The following is a 19,772-nucleotide window of genomic DNA, read 5'->3' as shown; positions in this document are numbered from 1 at the left end:
GCTTTTTGTTTTTAAAATGTGTATTTCTTATACCAATTCGCTTAATTAAATAAGCTATTTTGAGGCTGGAAAAACGTGTTGATAGCTAGGCAAAAAATTCGATATTTAGTTGTTCTCGGCAATTGCTCCTGCATTGCTCTACCTTCTGCATCCATGCAGTCGTAAATGAGAATTTTTTAACGCAGGTAGCGACACGTTTAGCCCCGCAAAATGATTAAGTATTATTGCGGATTGGTATTAAGCTACAAACACAACTCTCTAAATGGCAATGTGGCTGCGCCAATTGATACCGGAAAATTATCAATATTAGAAACCACCAGCTTTGGCATAGGACGTTTAGCGCCACGTCTAAATTGTGCATAAACCTCCGTACGTGCAATAACTTTTTCAGCCAACTCTTTTGGAATATGGCCACCAATAATAATCGCTTCAGCATCTAATAATGCCGAGCAACAGGTTGCCACTAAATCAAATGAGTCTTGAACTTTAAACAGCCACTCTTCAACGCCAGGCCAATCGGGGTCAAAGTTGTCATGCAGGTCGTAAATAGAAGTAACCGCTACGCCATTTTTTTTCAAAATACGTTTTAGTAATTCAAGATTAGGGTGGGCATATAATTTAGGGGGTAGCATGTCGCCAAGCTCACCTGCGTTTCCGTATGTGCCGCGCAGTACGTCACCATTATTTACAATACCGCCACCAAATGCGGCCGACACAAACATATAAACAAAGTTTTTATACTCGCGTCCAATACCAGCAACACCCTCACCTGCGGCTGCACCTGTAGCATCGTTAACAACCCAAGTAGGGAGTTGAAAATGCTGCGACACAATATCGATAATATCCACCTGCGACCACTCTTCTAGCATATGGTGGGTATTCATTTTCCCATCCATTGAGCTAAAAAAGCCAGAGATACCCACGCCCATTCCCAGTACTTTTTCACTCGGAATGTCGCGCTCAGCGCTTATATCTTCCACCAGCTTTTGTGCACATTTAAGCACATTATTAATGCTCATATCCGACATTAGCTGCATATGGGTGTAAACCACCTTTCCCGTAAAATCCATTACGGCAAGCGAAATAGCATCAAGCAAAATAGCTAAGCCAAAGGTAAATCCGTAATCGGGGTTAAGGGCAATGCCAAACCCAGGTTTGCCTTTTTTATTAGGAATTAGCGTATCAGTTTGTACAATTACACCGTGTTGGGTTAACGACTTAAGTAAACGCGACACAGTTTGCTGTGGAATACGAGTTGCGCTCACAATATGACTTTGAGTTACGCACTTTTCCCAAAACACCACTTTTATAATATCGCGCTCAATATCTTGAAATAGTTTTTCGCCTTTTCCAAGCTCAAAACCAGAGCGTAATAAGTTACTGTTGTTTAACGAAAACATAGCTATTAACCCTAACAAAATTGGAGCACAAGATTACGTGAAACCATTATAAAGAACAAGTGGGCAAACTGCGCCTACTCAATCACTATCACTCTAAAATCGTTCACATTTGTGTTAGTTGGCCCAGTAATAATTAAATCATCAATGGCTTTAAAAAACTGATGGCTATTATGTCCTTCTAACTGCGCGTGTAAGCTTTCGCCAGTATCTTGTGCGCGAGCAATCGTACTGCTATTTATGTACGCACCCGCTACATCTTTACTACCATCTACACCATCGGTATCACAAGCAAGTGCGTAAATACCCGCTTCGCCATTAAGTGCCTCAGCCAACGCCATTAAGTATTCTTGATTGGGCCCACCATCGCCATAAGCATCAGCTACGGTTACGGTAAGCTCGCCACCAGAGAACAACATAACGCGCTTGCCTTGGGCTTTTTGATCAAGAGCGATAGCCGCATGTTGCTTTGCAACTTCTTTAGCCTCACCTTGAATATTATACCCTAGTACCTGAGTTTCCCAGCCTTCGTGCTGTGCAACACTTATAGCGCTATCAATAGCATGCTGCGCATTTGCAACAATAAAGTACTCACCCACAGTATCAGCAACTCGTTTTTGCTCTGGTTTTAATAAATGCGCTTCAACCTCTGCCATTACTGGCCAATTGTACTTTTGTAAAATAGCCAGTGCATCGGCTTTAGTACTGCCATCGCTAATAGTAGGGCCTGATGCTATATCACTTGGTTTGTCCCCTACTACATCTGAAATAATGAGCGTAACGTAATCCGACTTAGCGGCCTGCGCTAACTTACCGCCTTTAACAAGTGACAACTGCTTACGCACTACATTTATTTCATCAACGCTTGCACCACTTCTAAGTAAAAACTGATTAAGCTTTTGCTTTTGTGAAAAAGGCACATCATCAACAGGTAGGCACATCAACGACGAACCGCCCCCCGAAATAATAAACAAAATAGGAATATCAGCCGGGTTATTTTTTACAAGTTCCAATAACTCTTTGCCAGCAGCTAAGCTGTTATCGTCTGGTGTTGGGTGGTTTGCACTAAGCACTTTAATTCGCCCAGTATCACCGCTACTTTCGTAGCCATAACGCGTTACCACTGCGCCAAAACATTTATCACCATAAAAGCGATTAACTTCGGCGGCCATTTCAGCGGCGGCTTTACCCGCCCCAACTACACACAAACCTTTGCTTGCATCTATATTTTCTAAATACTTACTCATGCAAGCACTCGGTTTGCAGGCATTTACCGCAGTGGTAAATAAATCAATTAAAAACGACTTTTTAGAATCCATTAGTCACAGCTCACGAAAAAATTGAAGGAATAGCTAAACAAATTAATATCATCACAATAAACATGCTAAGTAGCATAACGATATCTTTGCCAGTTAAAATTGAGTTTGATACGGTCTCGGCATTTTGTACTTTTGTGACTTCGTTTACCTCTCTTGGAATTAAACGACTCGTAACATAAATAATCACAGCGGCGCTTACAAAACCGATAAAATTCCACCAAAACCAGAAAATATCTGGCGCAAATACCGACACCAACAAGTTAATTAATACACCACTAATTAAGCCAATATTGGCATGCAATGCAGCACTGCGTTTACTTAATACAGCAACTAAAAATACCGCCAGTATTGGGCCATAAAATAGCGAGCCGACTTTGTTAATAGCTTCAATAATGGTCGGCGCTATGTCACCGGCAAAAAGTGATAGTACTAAGGTAATTGCACCCCATGCTAAACCTAAGTATTTAGCTAACTTTAAGTAAGATGGTTGGTCTAGCTCTTTATTAGATATACGGCTGTAATCTTCAATACTTACCGCCGAAAGTGAATTAATTGCAGAGCTAAGTGACGACATCGCTGCCGACAAAATAGCGACAACTAACAAACCAATTAAGCCGTGCGGTAGGTAATCTAAAATAAATATAGGCATCATCCAATCAGGGTTATCTGCTGGAATTTTTGCTAAAAATTCAGGATTACTCATTGCCAATGTGCCAACAATTAAACCCGAGACACAATATAAAATAGTAATAGGAAAGCGCACTACACCATTTGCTAAAATCATGTAGCGTAGGTTTTTAGGATCTTTTGCACTGAGCGCACGTTGCGCTTGCGTTTGGTCACATCCGTAGTAAGAGGCGTAAAGTACCACACCACCAAAAATCATCGGTAAAAAGCCAAAGCCATCACCACTAAAACCAAATGAATCAAACTTAATCGCTTCTAATCGGCTCGAATCAACATTGGCAATAAAGGTATCAACCCCACCTAAGTGATACAGTCCAAATCCAATACAAGCAATAGTACCCAGTACAATGATGATCATTTGAATTGCATCACCGTACACTACAGCTTTCATCCCACCTTGCAATGAATACAAAACGGTTATAACACCCGTTAATACAATAGCTTGCCATGCTTCTATTCCCATGGTGCCTTGTAAAATAAGCGATACCGCGTAAATCATAATGCCGGTGGCAAACGCACGGCTAAATTGAAACACCACACTAATAAGCACACGGGTTGAGCGGCCAAAGCGCATTTCTAAATAATCGTAAATACTGACAATGCCGCTTTTATAAAGCTTGGGTAAAATAGTCGCTAAAATTAAAATCATCGCCAGCGGAACACCCAACTCATACGAGAGCCATTGCATACCACCGCCTTCACGCAAACCAACAAATGCAGGAGCCGAAATAAAGCTAATAGCCGAAAGCTGAGTGGCCATTACCGACAAAGCCAAAGGCTTCCAACCTAAGCTTTTACCCCCTAAAAAGTAATCACTTTTATTGGTTTGTTCGCGTAGCATAAATCCCATTACCAATAAGGCACCAAGATAAAGAGCAACTATTGAAAAATCTAATATATTCATAATTAATTCGCGTATTCACAATATGAAAACACTGCGCCTTTTCAAAAATTAAATACCAAATGGCTACCTGCCCTTACCTTTTTAAATAAACGAACCTAATCAAAAAGATAAACCTGTAGCTAACTTAGCTGAAAAATACATCACAATGCAAAAAACCTATTAACCCCAAAGTAGATTAATAGGCATAAAGCATTTATTTAAAAGTCGTATTTAACTCTTAAAGTAACGCGTCGTGGGAGAATTGGGCGACCTACAAAATATGGGTTATCTGCCGTTTGGCTATTACCTAGACGAGGCGAACCTTCAGTAACACCGTCAGAATCAAACAGGTTAAATACCCCAACGCTTAAGCGTACTGTTTGCTCTGGTGCAACTTGCCAGTTATAGCCTGCATCAAATCTAAATAAGTGGAATGAATCAAGTTCCACAGAGTTTGCATCATTAGCAAAGTTTTTACCTGTAAAGTTATGGTAAATCGATGCATCCCAGTTATCTGCGGTGTAGCTAATAGATGAGTTAAATAATATTTTTGGTTTACGACGTAATTCGTTACCAATAATAGAAGGGTCTGAGTCAAATTCAGTAAATTCGTGATCAGTGTAGGTCATGTTGGCATCAACAGCCCACTCATCGGTAATATCGTAACGACCAGTAAGCTCAACACCCATTGCTTTAGTTGATTGCATAACTGGCAGCTCTAATACGCCCCCATTACCATCATTTACAAAGTCTACGCTGCGTCTGTCTTTTAAGTCAGTTCTAAATAACGCAATGCTACCGCTAAAGTCGTTATCAAAAAACTTAACACCTAGCTCGCCTTGCTCAACAATTTCGGCTTCGTAGCTGGCAGGCTCGCCTAAATCGTTAAACTGAATACCTCTAATTTCGGGGAAGAAAAACCCGCGCGATGCATTGGCATATATATTTAAATTATCAGTTAAGCGATATAACGCCGCCCCTGATACAGCAAATTCAGACGTGTCGACTTCGCCGTAAGTCATTACACCACTGCCCGTAGTGTTAACTTGTAAGTTAGGTGCAAGCGTTGGATCATCAGAAATCTGAACTACTTGGCTGCCTTCGCGACTAATTTTGCCTTCAATTTCTTCGTAGCGAACACCAAAGTCAAAAATCCAATCGTCACTTTCCATTTGATCCGCTACGTATAATGCCCGGCGGGTAGCGCTAATGGTTTGGTTAGTATAAGAAATACCTGGGCCACTAATACCATTTTGAGTGTACTGAACCTCATCGCCATTGACATCGGTATACGTTAAGTCGATTAAGCGAGGGTTGTTATTAAACTCACCTAAGTAAGTTGTAGTAACGTTGTCGTCGTCGGCTTCACTGTGCGAGAAAAATGTACCGACTGTAATATCGTGGCTAAAATCACCTACAAAAATACTTTTGATGATATTAAATTCTGCAGAAAAATCTTCAGCTGGGCGGTCACGGTCTAAAATACGGTTAGCAAATAGTAAGTCATCACTTGCAAGTGCTACACCTGAATTAACATAAGAAAACTCAGCACCGCTTGCATCACCTAGCCCTCGGTTAGCTAAAAAGTCGTCTTGGCTTTCAGGTACATTAATAATACCGTCGCCGTCTAAAAATAGATTAAATTCGTGTTGATATTTAGCGTATTTACTGCGCATATTAATGGCAAAATCGTTAGCGAGTTCTTTTTCAAACACCACTGAAATAGAGCCACCTTTAGTAACTACACCATCGCTGATTGGCGATTCATAACGACCATTTGCTGCATCGTACGTTAAGTTAGATACTTGCGCCGTTTGCAGTGATTCGACTTCACGACCATCATTACCACTTAAGCGCTCGCGGCTGTCGCCATCAAGTGGAATAGGTAAGTAAAACTGAGCTTGGTCGTCAATGTACTGTCCGTAAACAGTAAATGAGCCAGAGCCATCATCAAATTCTTTACGAATATTACCACGCAACTGTGTACCTTTAGTCTCAAGGCCTGTATCTAATGGGCCCTCGTCGTAACGGTAAAAGCCAGAAAGCGCATAATATAAGCCGTCTTCGTTAAGTGGACCGCTCGTTGCAAAATCTAAGCGAGTACGCCCTTGGTCAGAAAGCTCCATTTGTACGGTACTTTGCGGATCATCACTGCCCGTTTTAGAAATATAGTTAATAATACCGGCCACAGAACCTTGGCCAAATAAATTAGATACACCACCACGCACAAACTCTACGCGCTCAATACCCAAATCATTACGGTAATACACATCAAACGCCGATGAGTTTAAACCAAAAACACTCAAACTAGGTGAACCGTCATACGACAGTGGCGTAAACTGAAACTGACCCGATGAAGGTAAGCCTCTTACTTGTAGATTAGTAGCGACTTCACCGCCACCGCCTTCTACTTTAATACCCGGAATATAGCGAAGCACATCCGCTTGGCTACTTGAAGACAGCTTTACCAGCTCGTCTTCACTAATAGATGTTACTGATTGTGGAGTGTCTGAAATAACACGCCCTTTACTGGTACCAGAGACGATAATACGCTCAACGTTGTTAGCTTTTTTTGCTGTATCTGGTGCAGCTTCTTCTGCCGCATAAGCGCCCTGTGCAAGGCATAAAGATACAATAGAGGCGATCGTTGTTTTATTCACGGGTATTCTCCAATTGTGCTGGTTGTCTGTGTGTATTTACTTAGAGTGAGGCTAAGCAAAGCCGAAATAATCAAGTAAAAATGTTAGTTTTTTGTTACTTCGAACAGGATTTAAGCACAGAAAAAAACATTTACAACCCATAATGAGTGCTTTAATATTATCCAAATCGGAAATAACACACAAAGAGCACCCAATATGACTACTGTAAACAGCGGTAAAATTGACTCAGCAACGGCTTCATCGCTTGCAGACCTTGCTACTAAAACACTTATAGCGAACGACTTAGGTGGCTATACAGTACCAACACATGGCCTATACCCGTTTCAGTGGAACTGGGATTCAGCCATTACAGCGCTAGGTTGGATGAAATCAGACGAAAGCCGCGCATGGCAAGAAATTGATGTGTTATTTTCAGGCCAATGGGATAACGGCATGGTGCCGCACATCTTGTTTCATAAAGATTCTGATACTTATTTTCCTGGCCCTGACGTATGGGGTTCGGATAAAAAAATTAAAAGTACGTCTATTTCACAGCCGCCAGTAGTCGCCACCATAATGAAAGAAATGCTTGCCAGCGCTAAAGATAAAGCACTTGCAGAACAAAAAGTTAAAGCGTTATTTTCACAAGTAGTTGATTATCATTTATGGTGGTACAACGACCGAGATCCTGAAAAAACAGGTTTAGTAGTGACCTACCACCCGTGGGAATCGGGCATGGATAACAGCCCATCGTGGGATGACGCTCTTCATGCTGTGCCGTGTGTGGATTGGGAGTATACGCGCCGTGATACAAGTCATGTAGATTCATCTCAGCGCCCACATAAAAGTGAATACGACCGCTTTTTATACCTTGTAGACTTTTTCAAACGTAACAACTTTGACAGCAAAGTGATTTACGAGACCAGCCCGTACAAAATGAATGACCTAGGTATTATTGCTATTTTACACCGTGCAACCAAAGATTTACTCAAAATGGGTGAACAACTTGACTTAAACGATGCTCGCACTGATTACTTAGCACAGCGCTTACAAATAACAGAGCAAGCCATAAACACTTTATGGTGTGAACAAAGCCAGTACTTTTATTGCAGAGATGTATTAACTAACAGCTTGGCTAAAGTTAAAACATCAGCCGCGCTATTAACTGTATATGCAGGTTTAACAAGCGATGAGCAAACTAAAATAATTAATACAGCCACCGAAGATTTTATTGAGTCGAGCCAATTTAGTGTGGCATCTACTCACCCTAAAGAAGAAAAATACGAGCCACAACGCTACTGGCGTGGCCCGATTTGGTTACACATCAACTGGATGATAGCCATAGGCCTTAAAGAAGCAGGCTTTGTAACAACGGCTAACAAAATTCAAGATGACACTCGCAACCTAGTTGTTAAGTCAGGCTACTACGAATATTTTAACCCAGAAACAGGTGCTGGCTGTGGTGGTAAAGATTTTTCATGGACAGCTGCAATAGCATTACATTGGCTACTTGACTAATAACTAAGGCAAGATCATGAAACACACAATATGCTTTGGTGAAGTACTGGTTGATTTACTTTCAAATAAATTGAGCCAAAACAGCAACGAACACGAAGCGTTTACAAAGTTTGCAGGCGGTGCGCCTGCAAACGTAAGCGTTGCCATTGCAAAGCTAGGCGGTAATGCCTATTTTGCAGGAATGCTAAGCACTGATAGCTTTGGCGACTTTTTACATAATGCATTAAAAGAGCAAGGTGTAAAAACCGACTTTATGCGTTTTACCAACCAAGCAAAAACAGCCCTTGCGTTTGTATCACTCGATAACGATGGCGATCGCACGTTTGAGTTTTACCGTGATAACACCGCCGATTTGCACTTTAGTAACGATGACTTTAGTCGCGAATGGTTTGAGCAATGCGATATTTTTCATATTTGCTCAAACACATTAACCAACAAAAACATCAGAAACACCACCGCTTACGGTGTTAAATTTGCAAAACAAAATAACTCAATTGTAAGCTTTGATATTAACTTGCGCCTCAATTTATGGCCAAGCGATGCCAACCCTCGCGAGCATATTTTACCGTTATTAAAAGACTGCTCAATTATTAAAGCCTCAAAAGAAGAGCTTGAATACTTAGCGGGTGAACAATCGAGCGATGAGTTTATTGCCCAAACACTTAATAACGGTTGTGAGCTATTTGTAGTTACTGATGCAAGTAACCCAATGTATTGGTTTACTAAACACGGCAAACAAATGCTTATCCCTAAAAAAGTAACTATGGTTGATGCTACCGCTGCAGGGGATGCGTTTGTAGGTGGACTGCTGTATCAGCTAGGCCTACAAAACCTAACACCCAGCTCTTTTAGCGAGCTTTGCAACACGCCCAAAACACTAACAACTATTTTTGAATTTGCTTCGTTATGTGGTGCCCATGCCGCATCTTACAAAGGGGCATTTAACTCCCTACCTAACCAAAAGTCTCTACACGACTTTAGGAGCAAACTATGAAAAGCACACCTGATAACTTTAAAAGCCGTGAATTTTTAACGCAGCACATTAGCGACACGTTAGCGTTTTATGAGCCAAATATTGACGATGAACACGGTGGTTTTTACCAAAACTTTTCTGATAACGGTGAGGTATTTGATAAACACACGCGCCACTTAGTAAGCTCTACTCGTTTTGTATTTAACTATGCACGCGCGTATCAAACCTTTAATGACGAAAAGTACCTTAATCGTGTTAAATCGGGGATTGAGTTTATTCGTAAGCATCACCTTGTTGAGCAAACTGGTGGCTACAACTGGTTATTAAAAGTTGAAAACGGTCAAGCCACCGTGCTTGATAACACCAATCATTGTTATGGCTTTGCATTTGTTATTTTAGCGTACAGCTGGGCATACCGCGTAGGCGTTACGCAAGCACGTAAATATCTCAACGATACATTTCAAACAATGGAAACACATTTTTGGGATGCAAAAGCCGGATTATATAAAGATCAACATAACAGCGACTTCACAAAATGTGATTCATACCGCGGCCAAAATGCCAACATGCATACTTGTGAAGCACTGATTGCCGCTTATGAAGCCACAAAAGACGAAATATTTTTAAACCGTGCGCTCACACTTGCCGACAACATGGTTAATCGCCAAGCTAATTTAATGGGCGGATTAATCTGGGAGCATTACGATATAAATTGGCAGGTCGATTTAGAGTACAACAAAGACGATCCTAAAAATTTATTTCGTCCGTGGGGCTTTCAACCTGGCCATCAAACAGAGTGGTCAAAACTACTTATGTTTTTAAATAAGCATAAGCCACAAAAATGGCTTATTGAACGCGCTCAAGCCTTATTTGATAACTCGATAAATGTAGCCTGGGATAAAAAACACGGCGGTATTTGCTACGGCTTTGCCCCTGATAAAACTATTTGCGATGACGATAAATACTTTTGGGTGCAAGCCGAAACTCTGTGTTGTGCCGCGTATCTTTATCAAGCAACAGGGGATGAAAAATATCAGCAATGGTATGACAAAATTTGGCAGTATTCGTGGCAGCATTTAGTCGATCATAAATACGGCGCTTGGTTTAGAATTTTAACTGCTGACAATAAAAAAATAGACACGATGAAAAGCCCAATAGGTAAAACTGATTACCATACAATGGGCGCCTGTTTTGATGTGCTCGAACTATTAAAGTAACTATGTAATTATAACTTTTACAGTGTTGTGTAGACCTTTTAACCGCCAGTTTGGCGGTTTTTTTATTTTATGCAGATAAACATCACTAACCAATGGCTTACGAAATCACTTTAATTAGTCTATTGAATTACATGGAAAGCCATAAATAACGGAAGGTGAAATCCTCTCTCGCTGATTCCCTAATTGAATCCTGTGCCATGAAATAAACATAATAACCGATGATATTTAAATACTAACCATCAGTTATAATTAGTATTTTCATCCCTCAGGATTGAAATTCATTTGAAATAGAAAGACATTTAACTGCAGCCTAAAGTCTATAATACAATTGAGTAAATAATTTCTAATTTTAAATAATAGTTTTTATTAGTTTTCTCCTTAAGTCGACTGAGGTTGAATTATCATGGTCATAGCCGAATAAATCAAAATAAACATCATATTCATTGCGTCTTGTATTTAATAATTAAATACAGCTTTAAATAAATTAAATTCGCTGATTGTAACAAGTAATTAGTTACTATTTTCGGTCATTCATAATATTATTAATTCGTTTGAGGAAGTACCATGCGGTCTTGAGTTATCGCAAAACAAATTATAATTATCTTGCGAATCCTAATGGTAACCTTGAAAAAGGAGCTTAAATAATTATATATAATGTAAGCCCAATTAAAGGACGAATATGGATAGTAAAGATAAAAAAGAGCTTAGCGAGACCGATATTTGTGATTTATTTATCACTCCCGCAATTAAAAAAGCAGGTTGGGATCAATTAAAGCAAGTTCGACGTGAGTTCCGTTTAACTCCCGGACCTATTGGCGTCCGAGGAGATCTATCTTTTCGTCGTAAACATAAAAGTAAAATTGCTGATTATGCGCTTTTTTGGAAACCGGGTGTACCAATTGGCATTGTTGAAGCAAAAAATAATAAGAAAAAAGTAAGTGAAGGTATGCAGCAAGCTTTAAGCTATGCCGCTACCCTAGAAGTCCCAAGTGCATTTAGTTCAAATGGTGATGCTTTTGAGTCTAGCAACTTACTCGCTGAGCCACCGGAAGATGTACAAATTGAAATTCCATTAGACCAATTTCCTCCTCCAGAGTTACTTTGGCTGCGTTATAAGCAATTTCACAATATTGCCGATGAAATGGAAGACGTGGTCTTGCAACCCTTTCATACCGACTCGTCAGGTAAAGAACCAAGATATTATCAAATAGATGCAATTAACCGTACGGTTGAAGCTGTAGCGAAAGGCCAGCCTAAAATACTACTCGTCATGGCTACTGGCACCGGAAAAACCTACACCGCATTCCAAATCATTTACCGTTTACGTAAAGCTGGGAAGGCAAATAAAGTACTGTTCCTTGCGGATAGAAATATCCTTGTAGATCAAACTCTAATGAATGATTTTAAGCCGTTTGGTTCTACTATGTGCAAGATAAAAAATAGAAAAATCGATCCGTCATACGACGTGTATTTAGGACTATACCAAGCGTTAACAGGCCCTGAAGAAAGTGATAAAATATTTAAAACAGTTTCACCTGATTTCTTTGATCTTATTGTTATTGATGAGTGTCATCGTGGCAGCGCTAAAGACGACTCTAATTGGCGTGAAATTTTACAATACTTTGACAGTGCTACTCAAATAGGCCTAACTGCTACACCAAAAGAAATTAAGCCAGTTGATGGTGAAATAATTAATCCTGAATATAACATTAAATATTTTGGTGAACCCGTTTACAAATATAGCTTAAAACAAGGCATTGATGATGGTTTCCTTGCGCCTTATAAAGTAATTAAAATTGATATTGATCGTGATATTTCTGGCTGGTCTCCGGCAGCAGGCATGACGGATGATTTAGGCTCAGAAATTGAGGGGCGAGTTTATAATCAGCAAGATTTCGACAGAACCTTAGTGCTCAACCAACGTACTAAACTTATTGCAAAAAGAGTGATGAAGTATCTTCGTGCCTACGATCCTTATGCAAAAACAATTATTTTTTGTGAAGACATCGAGCACGCTGAGCGTATGCGTAAAGCTATCACCAATGAAGCAAGAGAGTTCGTTAGAGAAGATATACGTTATGTTATGCGTATTACCGGTGACAGCGTTGAAGGTAAAGCTGAATTAGACAACTTTATTGACTCTGAAAGTCGTTATCCTGTTATTGCAACAACCTCAGAGTTACTTAGCACTGGAGTTGATGCTAAAACCTGTAAACTTATTGTGTTAGATAAATCCATTAAAGCTATGAGTTCTTTTAAACAGATTATTGGTCGTGGTACACGTATCGATGAAGAATATAATAAATTTTACTTCACCATAATGGACTTTAAAAAAGCGACTGAGCTGTTCTACGATGCCGACTTTGATGGTGAGCCTGTCATTATTTATGAACCAACAGATGATGACGACCCATTACCACCAGATCCTGATCCAGAGCCAGAGGACGATGAATACATCGATGATGGGGATGACGAAGACAAAGAACCAAGAATAAAAACCTATGCCAGTTCTGTTTCTGCAAGAATAATATCTGAGCGTTTATTAGTACGCGAAGAAGGTGGTGTGTTTATTACTGAAAGCTATCGAGATTATAGTAAGCGTACTATCACTGAAGATTACAGCTCGCTTGATGACTTTTTAAAAAGTTGGAATAGTACCAAGAAGAAAAAAGCGATTATTGATGAGTTAGAGAAAAAAGGAATATTAATCGAACAACTTGCGCATGAAGTCGGTAAAGAGTTCGAATATTTCGATTTAATCTGCCACGTAGCGTATGATCAGCCGCCTTTAACACGTAAAGAAAGAGCGCAGAATGTTAAAAAGCGGAACTACTTTGCTAAGTATAGTGAACAGGCAAAAGAAGTATTAAATGCACTATTAGACAAATATCAAGACGAAGGTGTGGCCGCCATTGAAACGGGTAAAGTATTACGTTTAAAACCGTTTGATCAAATAGGCACACCAATGGAAATCGTTAACGACGTCTTTGGTGGTAAACAGCACTACGACAACGCAATCAATGAATTAGAACAACAACTATATCAACAGGAACAAGCTTAATGAGTAATATTTCCGGCATCATAAAATCAATTCAAGACATCATGCGTAAAGACGTGGGTGTTGATGGCGATGCACAAAGAATTAGCCAACTTGTGTGGCTATTTTTCTTAAAAATATATGATGACCGTGAAGCTGAGCAAGAACTGTTAGATGATGATTTTCAATCACCCTTGCCTGAAGAGTTACGTTGGCGCAATTGGGCGGTAAATCGTGAAGGAATAACCGGTGATATATTATTAGACTTTATAAGAACTCAGTTATTTCCTACTTTACAGACCAACTTAAACGTTCACTTGAGAAGTAACGAAGGCGCACAAGCACGCGTTATTACCATGGTATTTGAAGATGCCATTAATTTTATGAAATCTGGCACCCTGTTGCGCCAAGTGATTAATAAAATAAACGAGATAAATTTTAATAATACTAATGATCGCCATACCTTTGGTGGCATTTATGAGCAAATTTTAAAAGATTTACAAAGTGCGGGTAACTCTGGTGAGTTTTATACCCCACGCGCGGTAACCCGTTTTATTGTTAATCGTGTTGACCCTAAATTAGAAGATAAGGTACTTGACCCTGCCTGTGGCACTGGCGGCTTTTTAAGCTGTGCTATTGACCACAAACGTGAGCATTATGTTAGTTCACCCAGCGATGAGCAAACCCTAGCAGAGTCGATTAATGGTGTTGAAAAAAAATCGATGCCACATATGTTGTGTATCACTAATATGATATTACACGGTATTGATACGCCCCAGCAGATCCGTCATGACAATACACTAGAAAGACCTTACAAAGATTACACTGAAAAAGATCGTGTAAACGTAATTTTAACCAACCCGCCTTTTGGTGGCATGGAAGAAGACGGTATCGAAAACAACTTCCCAGCTAAATTCCGTACCAGAGAAACCGCTGATTTATTTATGGCGTTAATCATCAGGTTATTGAAAAAAGATGGTCGTGCTGCCGTGGTTTTACCCGATGGATTTTTGTTTGGAGAGGGTATGAAAACCCGTTTAAAAGAAGCGTTAACCACTGAATGTAATTTACATACCATTGTTCGCTTGCCTAAAGGGGTATTTAACCCTTATACCGGCATCAATACCAACATTTTGTTTTTTACTAAGGGCGATGGTACGCCAGACACAGCTACCAAAAATATATGGTTTTACGAACACCCATATCCTGAAGGTGTAAAAAGTTATAACAAATCTAAACCAATGACCTTTGAAGAATTTCAACCAGAAATTGACTGGTGGGGAGATGAAGCTGACGGTTTTTCCAGGCGTGAAACTACAGAGCAAGCATGGCAAGTGAGCATTGAAGAAATTCAAAAGCGCAATTACAACCTAGATATTAAAAATCCACATATTGGTGAAGTTATCAATCATGATCCTGAACAGCTATTAGCAGAATACAATCAACAGCAAGGTGATATTCAAGCCCTGCGTACACAGCTAAAAGATATTTTAAGTGCAGCGTTAGCTGATAACGGTCAATAGGCTTTTTAGGTAATAACAATATGACAAAGTTACATAACTTAATTACCGATAATATCGACATTTGGACCAGCGCAATAAAAAAACGCTCGGCAACAGGTCGTGGTAGCAGCAAAAAAATTGAATTAACAGGCGTTAAAAAATTACGTGAATTGATTTTAGATTTAGCTGTTAGGGGTAAACTATTATCTCAAGACCAAAATGATGAACCAGCTTCTAAACTATTAAAAAGTATTGATAAAGAAAAAGCTCAATTAATTAAAAATAAAGAATTAAAAAGATCTAAGGTATTACCTGAACTTTTAGAGGATGAGTGCATTTTTGATATACCAGAATCTTGGTTGTGGTGCAGATTAGGTAATATATGTAAAAAATTGACGGATGGGTCTCATAACCCTCCTTCGAATTCTGGTATGGGGTTTCCTATGCTGAGTTGTCAAAATGTAAACTATGGAAAAGTCGATTTTTCGTCCCCTTCAAGATATGTGACTGAAGAAGATTTTCATCAAGAAAACAAACGTACAAGAATTCAGCCCAATGATGTTTTGTTAAGTATTGTAGCTTCAATCGGACGTTCGGCCGTAGTGCCAGATGATGCTCCTAAATTTGTTCTGCAACGAAGTGTGGCTGTTTTACAATCACAAATGTCACCATCTTATTTTTCATACATGTTAACTTCCCCTTTGTGTATTAATTATTACAACAGACATGCGAAAGGAACTGCTCAAAAGGGCATATATTTAGGAAAGTTATCTTTGATGCCCCTAGCAATACCTCCTTTAGCGGAACAACACCGCATAGTTGCTAAAGTAGACGAGTTAATGGCTTTATGTGATCAGTTAGAGCAACAAACTGAACAAAGTATTAGTGCTCATAAAACCTTAGTTCAGGTTTTACTTAATACATTAACCGCAAGTTTTGATGCCCATGAGTTTAACCAAAACTGGGCAAGAATTGCTGAACACTTCGATACTTTATTTACCACTGAAGATAGTATAGAGCAATTAAAGCAAGCCATCTTACAATTAGCTGTTATGGGTAAGTTGGTGGCGCAAGATGTCAATGATGAACCTACATCGAAACTATTGAAGATAATTTCTGATGAAAAGAAAAAATTAATATCAGACAAAAGTATCAAAAAAGTTAAAGAGCTTCCAAAATTAACTAACGAAGATAAGCTGTTCGATTTACCTAATGGTTGGGAATGGGGTCGTTTTCAAGATATTGCAGCGAATGTGAACAATGCTTTGAAAGCTGGCCCTTTTGGCTCGGCACTAAAAAAATCGATGTATGTGGAAACTGGTTTTAAAATTTATGGTCAAGAACAAGTAATTTCAGGAGATGAAAATCTTGGTGATTATTACATTGATAATGAAAAATATGAAAGCTTATCTTCATGTAAAGTTGCTTCAGGAGATATACTCATTAGTTTAGTTGGTACTATTGGTAAAGTCTTAGTTTTGAGTGAAAACTGTCAACCTGGAATAATAAATCCACGTCTTGTTAAAATTAGTCTCTTCGAATCGATTAATAGAAAGTTTATTCAAAACATATTGGCTAGTCCTCTTATTCAATTTGAGTTAAGCGAAAAAAGTCATGGTGGAACTATGAATATATTAAATCTAGGTTTACTCAAAGAGCTTGTATTTCCTATCCCACCAATTGAAGAGCAAGAAAGAATTTGCACCAAAGTTTTTCAACTTATGACTATTTGTAATCAATTAAAATTACAAATATCCGAAGCGCGACAGTCAAAAGTTAACTTAGCTGAAGTCCTAGTTCAGCAAGGTTTAAGTCATTAAGGATTGATGAGTATGGATGCTAAATGGTGTAAACAAGATAAACATAATCAGTTTGATTGCCTTATTGATTTTAATGACTGGTTAGATGGTGAAGAAGACTTAGCAGAAGCTAAAAGAGCAGAGCTAAGTCTTGATCAGTTTTCTTACCCAAGCAAAGCATTATTTGCGGGTGATAAAAATGCTTATCATGGTGTATTGGCAGAATATCGCATTCAGCAAATGCAAAAAGCGTTAAGTCATACGTGGTTAACTGACACTTGTGGGGACCTTCATTGGTATCAAAAAAATCAAAGTAGGTTAATACAGTTATTAGACTTAATTGCCAAAAAAGAAGTAGTGCCTTTTATAGGTGCTGGCTTGTCGGTAAATGGTGGTTTTCCTACTTGGAAAACGCATTTGAAAGCTCAAGGGAGAACTGCGGGCTTAAATGGTGCTGAGGTTGACGAACTAATTGATCAAGGTAACTACGAAGAAGTCATCCATCAAATAGAGCAGCAAGATTACTTAGAAACATTCGAACAAGAGCTGTTTGACTCTTTTATTCATGTCAACAATGTCCCTGAAAGTATCATGTTATTGGGGGTATTGTTTTCAGATACACTCATCACTACCAATTATGATTGTTTATTAGAGCATACCTATCAGACTGAGTTTAAATGTGATGTTGAGGTGATCGATAACCGAGAACCAAATAAAAAGCCTGATCAAAAGAAAATATCAGTAATCAAACTACATGGCGATATTCATTCGCCACAAAGCTGTATTATGGGTAAAAACCAATATGATGCAGCTTACGGTGTCGGCGATATCGATTTATCTTTACCACTTCCTAAGTTACTTGAATTTCACTTTACAACAAACAGTTTATTATTTTTAGGCTGTAGTTTAAATAATGATAGAACGGTTGAAACTTTTAAGAAAATAAAAAAACAAGCCCGAGCCGATGCTAAAACATTACCTATTCATTATTCTATTGAACAAGCACCTGAAACAGAGGCTGAGATCAGCGTCAGAAATAATGAGCTACTAAAAATGGGTGTTGCACCTATTTGGTTTCAACCAGAACAGTTCGATACCATTGTTGATATTCTAAAATACGCTCAACACGAAATGAATTATCGTGAAGCCATGACTCCCCCTAAAAAAGAAGAAATGACTATATAGCTCACAACCCTCCATTATTACTCAATAAAACCCAAAAAGTATTAAATTAATTTATAAAAAGTTAACTTAATACTTGCTAACATGTAAAGTGTAAGCGATAGTCCACTCAAGCTTCTTGATTATAAACTATAAAGACTATTATGAACATCTCAGAACTTTGCGATATAAGATCAGGTACATCGTTTTCACAGAAAGTTAAGCATTATGAAAATGCTGACTATTGGGTGATGGAAAGTAAGTGTGCTAACTCCAATGGTTCAATAGATACCAAATCGCTAGTTAACGCTTCAATACAACAATTCAAAATGCCAACTAGAGCACTGTCTAATCAAGAGATCCTTATACGTGGTAAAGGTGGCTCGCATCAAGCTATTTTGTTTGAAGAAGTAAGTGATAAGTTACCTATATTTCCGACATCATACTTTTTAGTTTTAACACTTAAAAATACAAAAATAGCGTCTGCTAAATTTTTAGCTTGGTTGATTAACCAGCCTAAATATCAAGAAAAGTTAAAGTCGCTCGCTAGCGGTGTGACGGTTAAACATTTAACGAAAACGAAATTCTTAAAATTCGAATTAGATATACCACCATTAAATAAACAGCACCAATTACTCGAACTCGATAGCTTAATGAAGCAAGAAAATAATTTATTAAGTGAATTAGATGGATTGAGAAAAGAGTATTACCAAGTATCAGTTTCAACTTATTTGGAGCCAAGCAATGGATAAGAACAATAAACAAAAAATACAGAAATTGGTTACAGAGCTTCTAGGCATGAGAACACTGAATATTAGTTATGAAACTGTTGAACTTTTGGCTGTATTAATTATTTATGCTGATATATCAAAGCGAGAGTTTTATATCAATGAGCAATTGGACTCAAATAAAGAGTTCATTGAAAGCACAATAGAAGACTTATCAAGAAGCAGTGAATCTGTAAAAGAGCTTATTTTACCTTTAAAGCGCTATTTAACATCTAGCTTAGAGCGTGTTGATGGCATTATAAACAATTTTACTTTGTCGCAAAGGGATAACATGCCTCAAGAAGATATTAACTGCTGCCTTTCATTATTTGAAGAGTATAAGGGGCAACATACTGATAACTTGGTAACCCCTAGGGCTATCCTTGAATTATCAAATGATATTTTTAGTTTTCCTGATAGTTCAAGAGTACTTGATTTAAATGCTCGAAAAGGAGAGTGGTCAGATCTATTAATGGAAGGTATGTATAGTGAACGTCTATCTTTAACTGATTATTGCTTTGAGCCTAGTCATTTTGTTATTAATACACTAAAAGCAAAGTTAACAGGAGCAAAGAATAGAGAGGTAAAACTTCATGTTAATTACGATTTAAGTGATATTGAGCGAAATGGCTATGATGTTATTTTTGCTAACCCGTCATTTGGAAATATGCCGCTTGAATCAAGCTGGAATCCAAGACATAAAATACACACTCATTTTTTATGTCTGGCACTAAAGGCATGTAAAGCTGGCGGAAAAATTATCTTTATTGTTCCTGAAAGCTTCTTAAATAGTGGAGGGAAATACGATTATAGACTAAGAGAAGAGCTGATTAATGAAGGCGATTTAAAAACGGTTATTCGTCTTCCAAGTTC

The 19,772-nt window shown here is 38.6% G+C and carries 13 protein-coding genes; 9 read left to right on the top strand and 4 right to left on the bottom strand.

Features of this window, described 5'->3' with window-relative positions; genetic code table 11:
• Nucleotides 1-242 precede the first annotated feature (242 nt).
• The 4 genes from P20495_RS12930 to P20495_RS12945 all read right to left on the bottom strand — a co-directional run bounded on the left by P20495_RS12930 (nucleotide 243) and on the right by P20495_RS12945 (nucleotide 6,946).
• On the bottom strand, nucleotides 243-1,400 hold the full coding sequence (locus tag P20495_RS12930) for an ROK family transcriptional regulator (RefSeq protein WP_002957728.1): 1,158 nt from the start codon (nucleotides 1,398-1,400) through the stop codon (nucleotides 243-245).
• A gap of 74 nt (nucleotides 1,401-1,474) precedes the next feature.
• Entirely contained in the window at nucleotides 1,475-2,716 is a 1,242-nt protein-coding gene (locus P20495_RS12935) for a glycerate kinase (RefSeq protein ID WP_008135365.1), read from the bottom strand.
• A 10-nt stretch (nucleotides 2,717-2,726) separates the two neighbouring features.
• Complete coding sequence (locus P20495_RS12940; protein WP_033015476.1) at nucleotides 2,727-4,307, bottom strand: sodium:solute symporter; 1,581 nt, start codon at nucleotides 4,305-4,307, stop codon at nucleotides 2,727-2,729.
• 197 nt (nucleotides 4,308-4,504) lie between these two features.
• Nucleotides 4,505-6,946: a TonB-dependent siderophore receptor gene (locus P20495_RS12945; RefSeq protein ID WP_008135362.1), complete on the bottom strand. Its 2,442-nt coding sequence runs from the start codon at nucleotides 6,944-6,946 to the stop codon at nucleotides 4,505-4,507.
• Nucleotides 6,947-7,141: 195 nt separating this feature from the next.
• On the opposite strand from P20495_RS12945, the gene P20495_RS12950 reads away from it, so the two are divergent.
• The 9 genes from P20495_RS12950 to P20495_RS20395 form a co-directional block, all read left to right on the top strand.
• Nucleotides 7,142-8,443 carry a trehalase family glycosidase gene (locus tag P20495_RS12950; RefSeq protein ID WP_008135360.1) on the top strand — a complete coding sequence of 434 codons (1,302 nt, stop codon included), beginning with the start codon at nucleotides 7,142-7,144 and terminating at the stop codon, nucleotides 8,441-8,443.
• A 16-nt stretch (nucleotides 8,444-8,459) separates the two neighbouring features.
• A complete protein-coding gene (locus P20495_RS12955) occupies nucleotides 8,460-9,437 on the top strand; it encodes a carbohydrate kinase (RefSeq protein ID WP_008135358.1) in 978 nt (325 codons plus the stop codon).
• Nucleotides 9,434-10,633 carry an AGE family epimerase/isomerase gene (locus tag P20495_RS12960; protein ID WP_008135356.1) on the top strand — a complete coding sequence of 400 codons (1,200 nt, stop codon included), beginning with the start codon at nucleotides 9,434-9,436 and terminating at the stop codon, nucleotides 10,631-10,633. The genes P20495_RS12955 and P20495_RS12960 overlap by 4 nt, the downstream gene beginning before the upstream one ends.
• A gap of 679 nt (nucleotides 10,634-11,312) precedes the next feature.
• Nucleotides 11,313-13,694 (top strand): EcoAI/FtnUII family type I restriction enzme subunit R, encoded by a 2,382-nt coding sequence (gene hsdR / locus P20495_RS12965; protein ID WP_008135353.1) that lies wholly within the window; start codon nucleotides 11,313-11,315, stop codon nucleotides 13,692-13,694.
• Nucleotides 13,694-15,193 (top strand): class I SAM-dependent DNA methyltransferase, encoded by a 1,500-nt coding sequence (locus tag P20495_RS12970; RefSeq protein ID WP_008135351.1) that lies wholly within the window; start codon nucleotides 13,694-13,696, stop codon nucleotides 15,191-15,193. The genes hsdR and P20495_RS12970 overlap by 1 nt, the downstream gene beginning before the upstream one ends.
• Nucleotides 15,194-15,213: 20 nt before the next feature.
• The gene (locus P20495_RS12975) at nucleotides 15,214-16,992 is read left to right on the top strand and encodes a restriction endonuclease subunit S (protein WP_008135350.1); all 1,779 of its coding nucleotides are present in this window, start codon (nucleotides 15,214-15,216) and stop codon (nucleotides 16,990-16,992) included.
• 12 nt (nucleotides 16,993-17,004) lie between these two features.
• Nucleotides 17,005-18,156, top strand: a complete 1,152-nt coding sequence (locus tag P20495_RS12980; RefSeq protein ID WP_008135348.1) for an SIR2 family protein — start codon at nucleotides 17,005-17,007, stop codon at nucleotides 18,154-18,156.
• Between the two features lie 140 nt (nucleotides 18,157-18,296).
• Entirely contained in the window at nucleotides 18,297-18,884 is a 588-nt protein-coding gene (locus P20495_RS12985; RefSeq protein WP_033015475.1) for a restriction endonuclease subunit S, read from the top strand.
• Nucleotides 18,877-19,772: Eco57I restriction-modification methylase domain-containing protein (locus P20495_RS20395; RefSeq protein WP_033015473.1), on the top strand; the 896-nt coding region annotated here is incomplete at its 3' end. The genes P20495_RS12985 and P20495_RS20395, both read left to right, overlap by 8 nt.

Source organism: Pseudoalteromonas sp. BSi20495, from assembly GCF_000241185.1.
Taxonomy (GTDB): domain Bacteria; phylum Pseudomonadota; class Gammaproteobacteria; order Enterobacterales; family Alteromonadaceae; genus Pseudoalteromonas; species Pseudoalteromonas fuliginea.
Note: the sequence above shows the minus strand (reverse complement) of the source record. Positions and strands in the feature narration are given on the sequence as shown.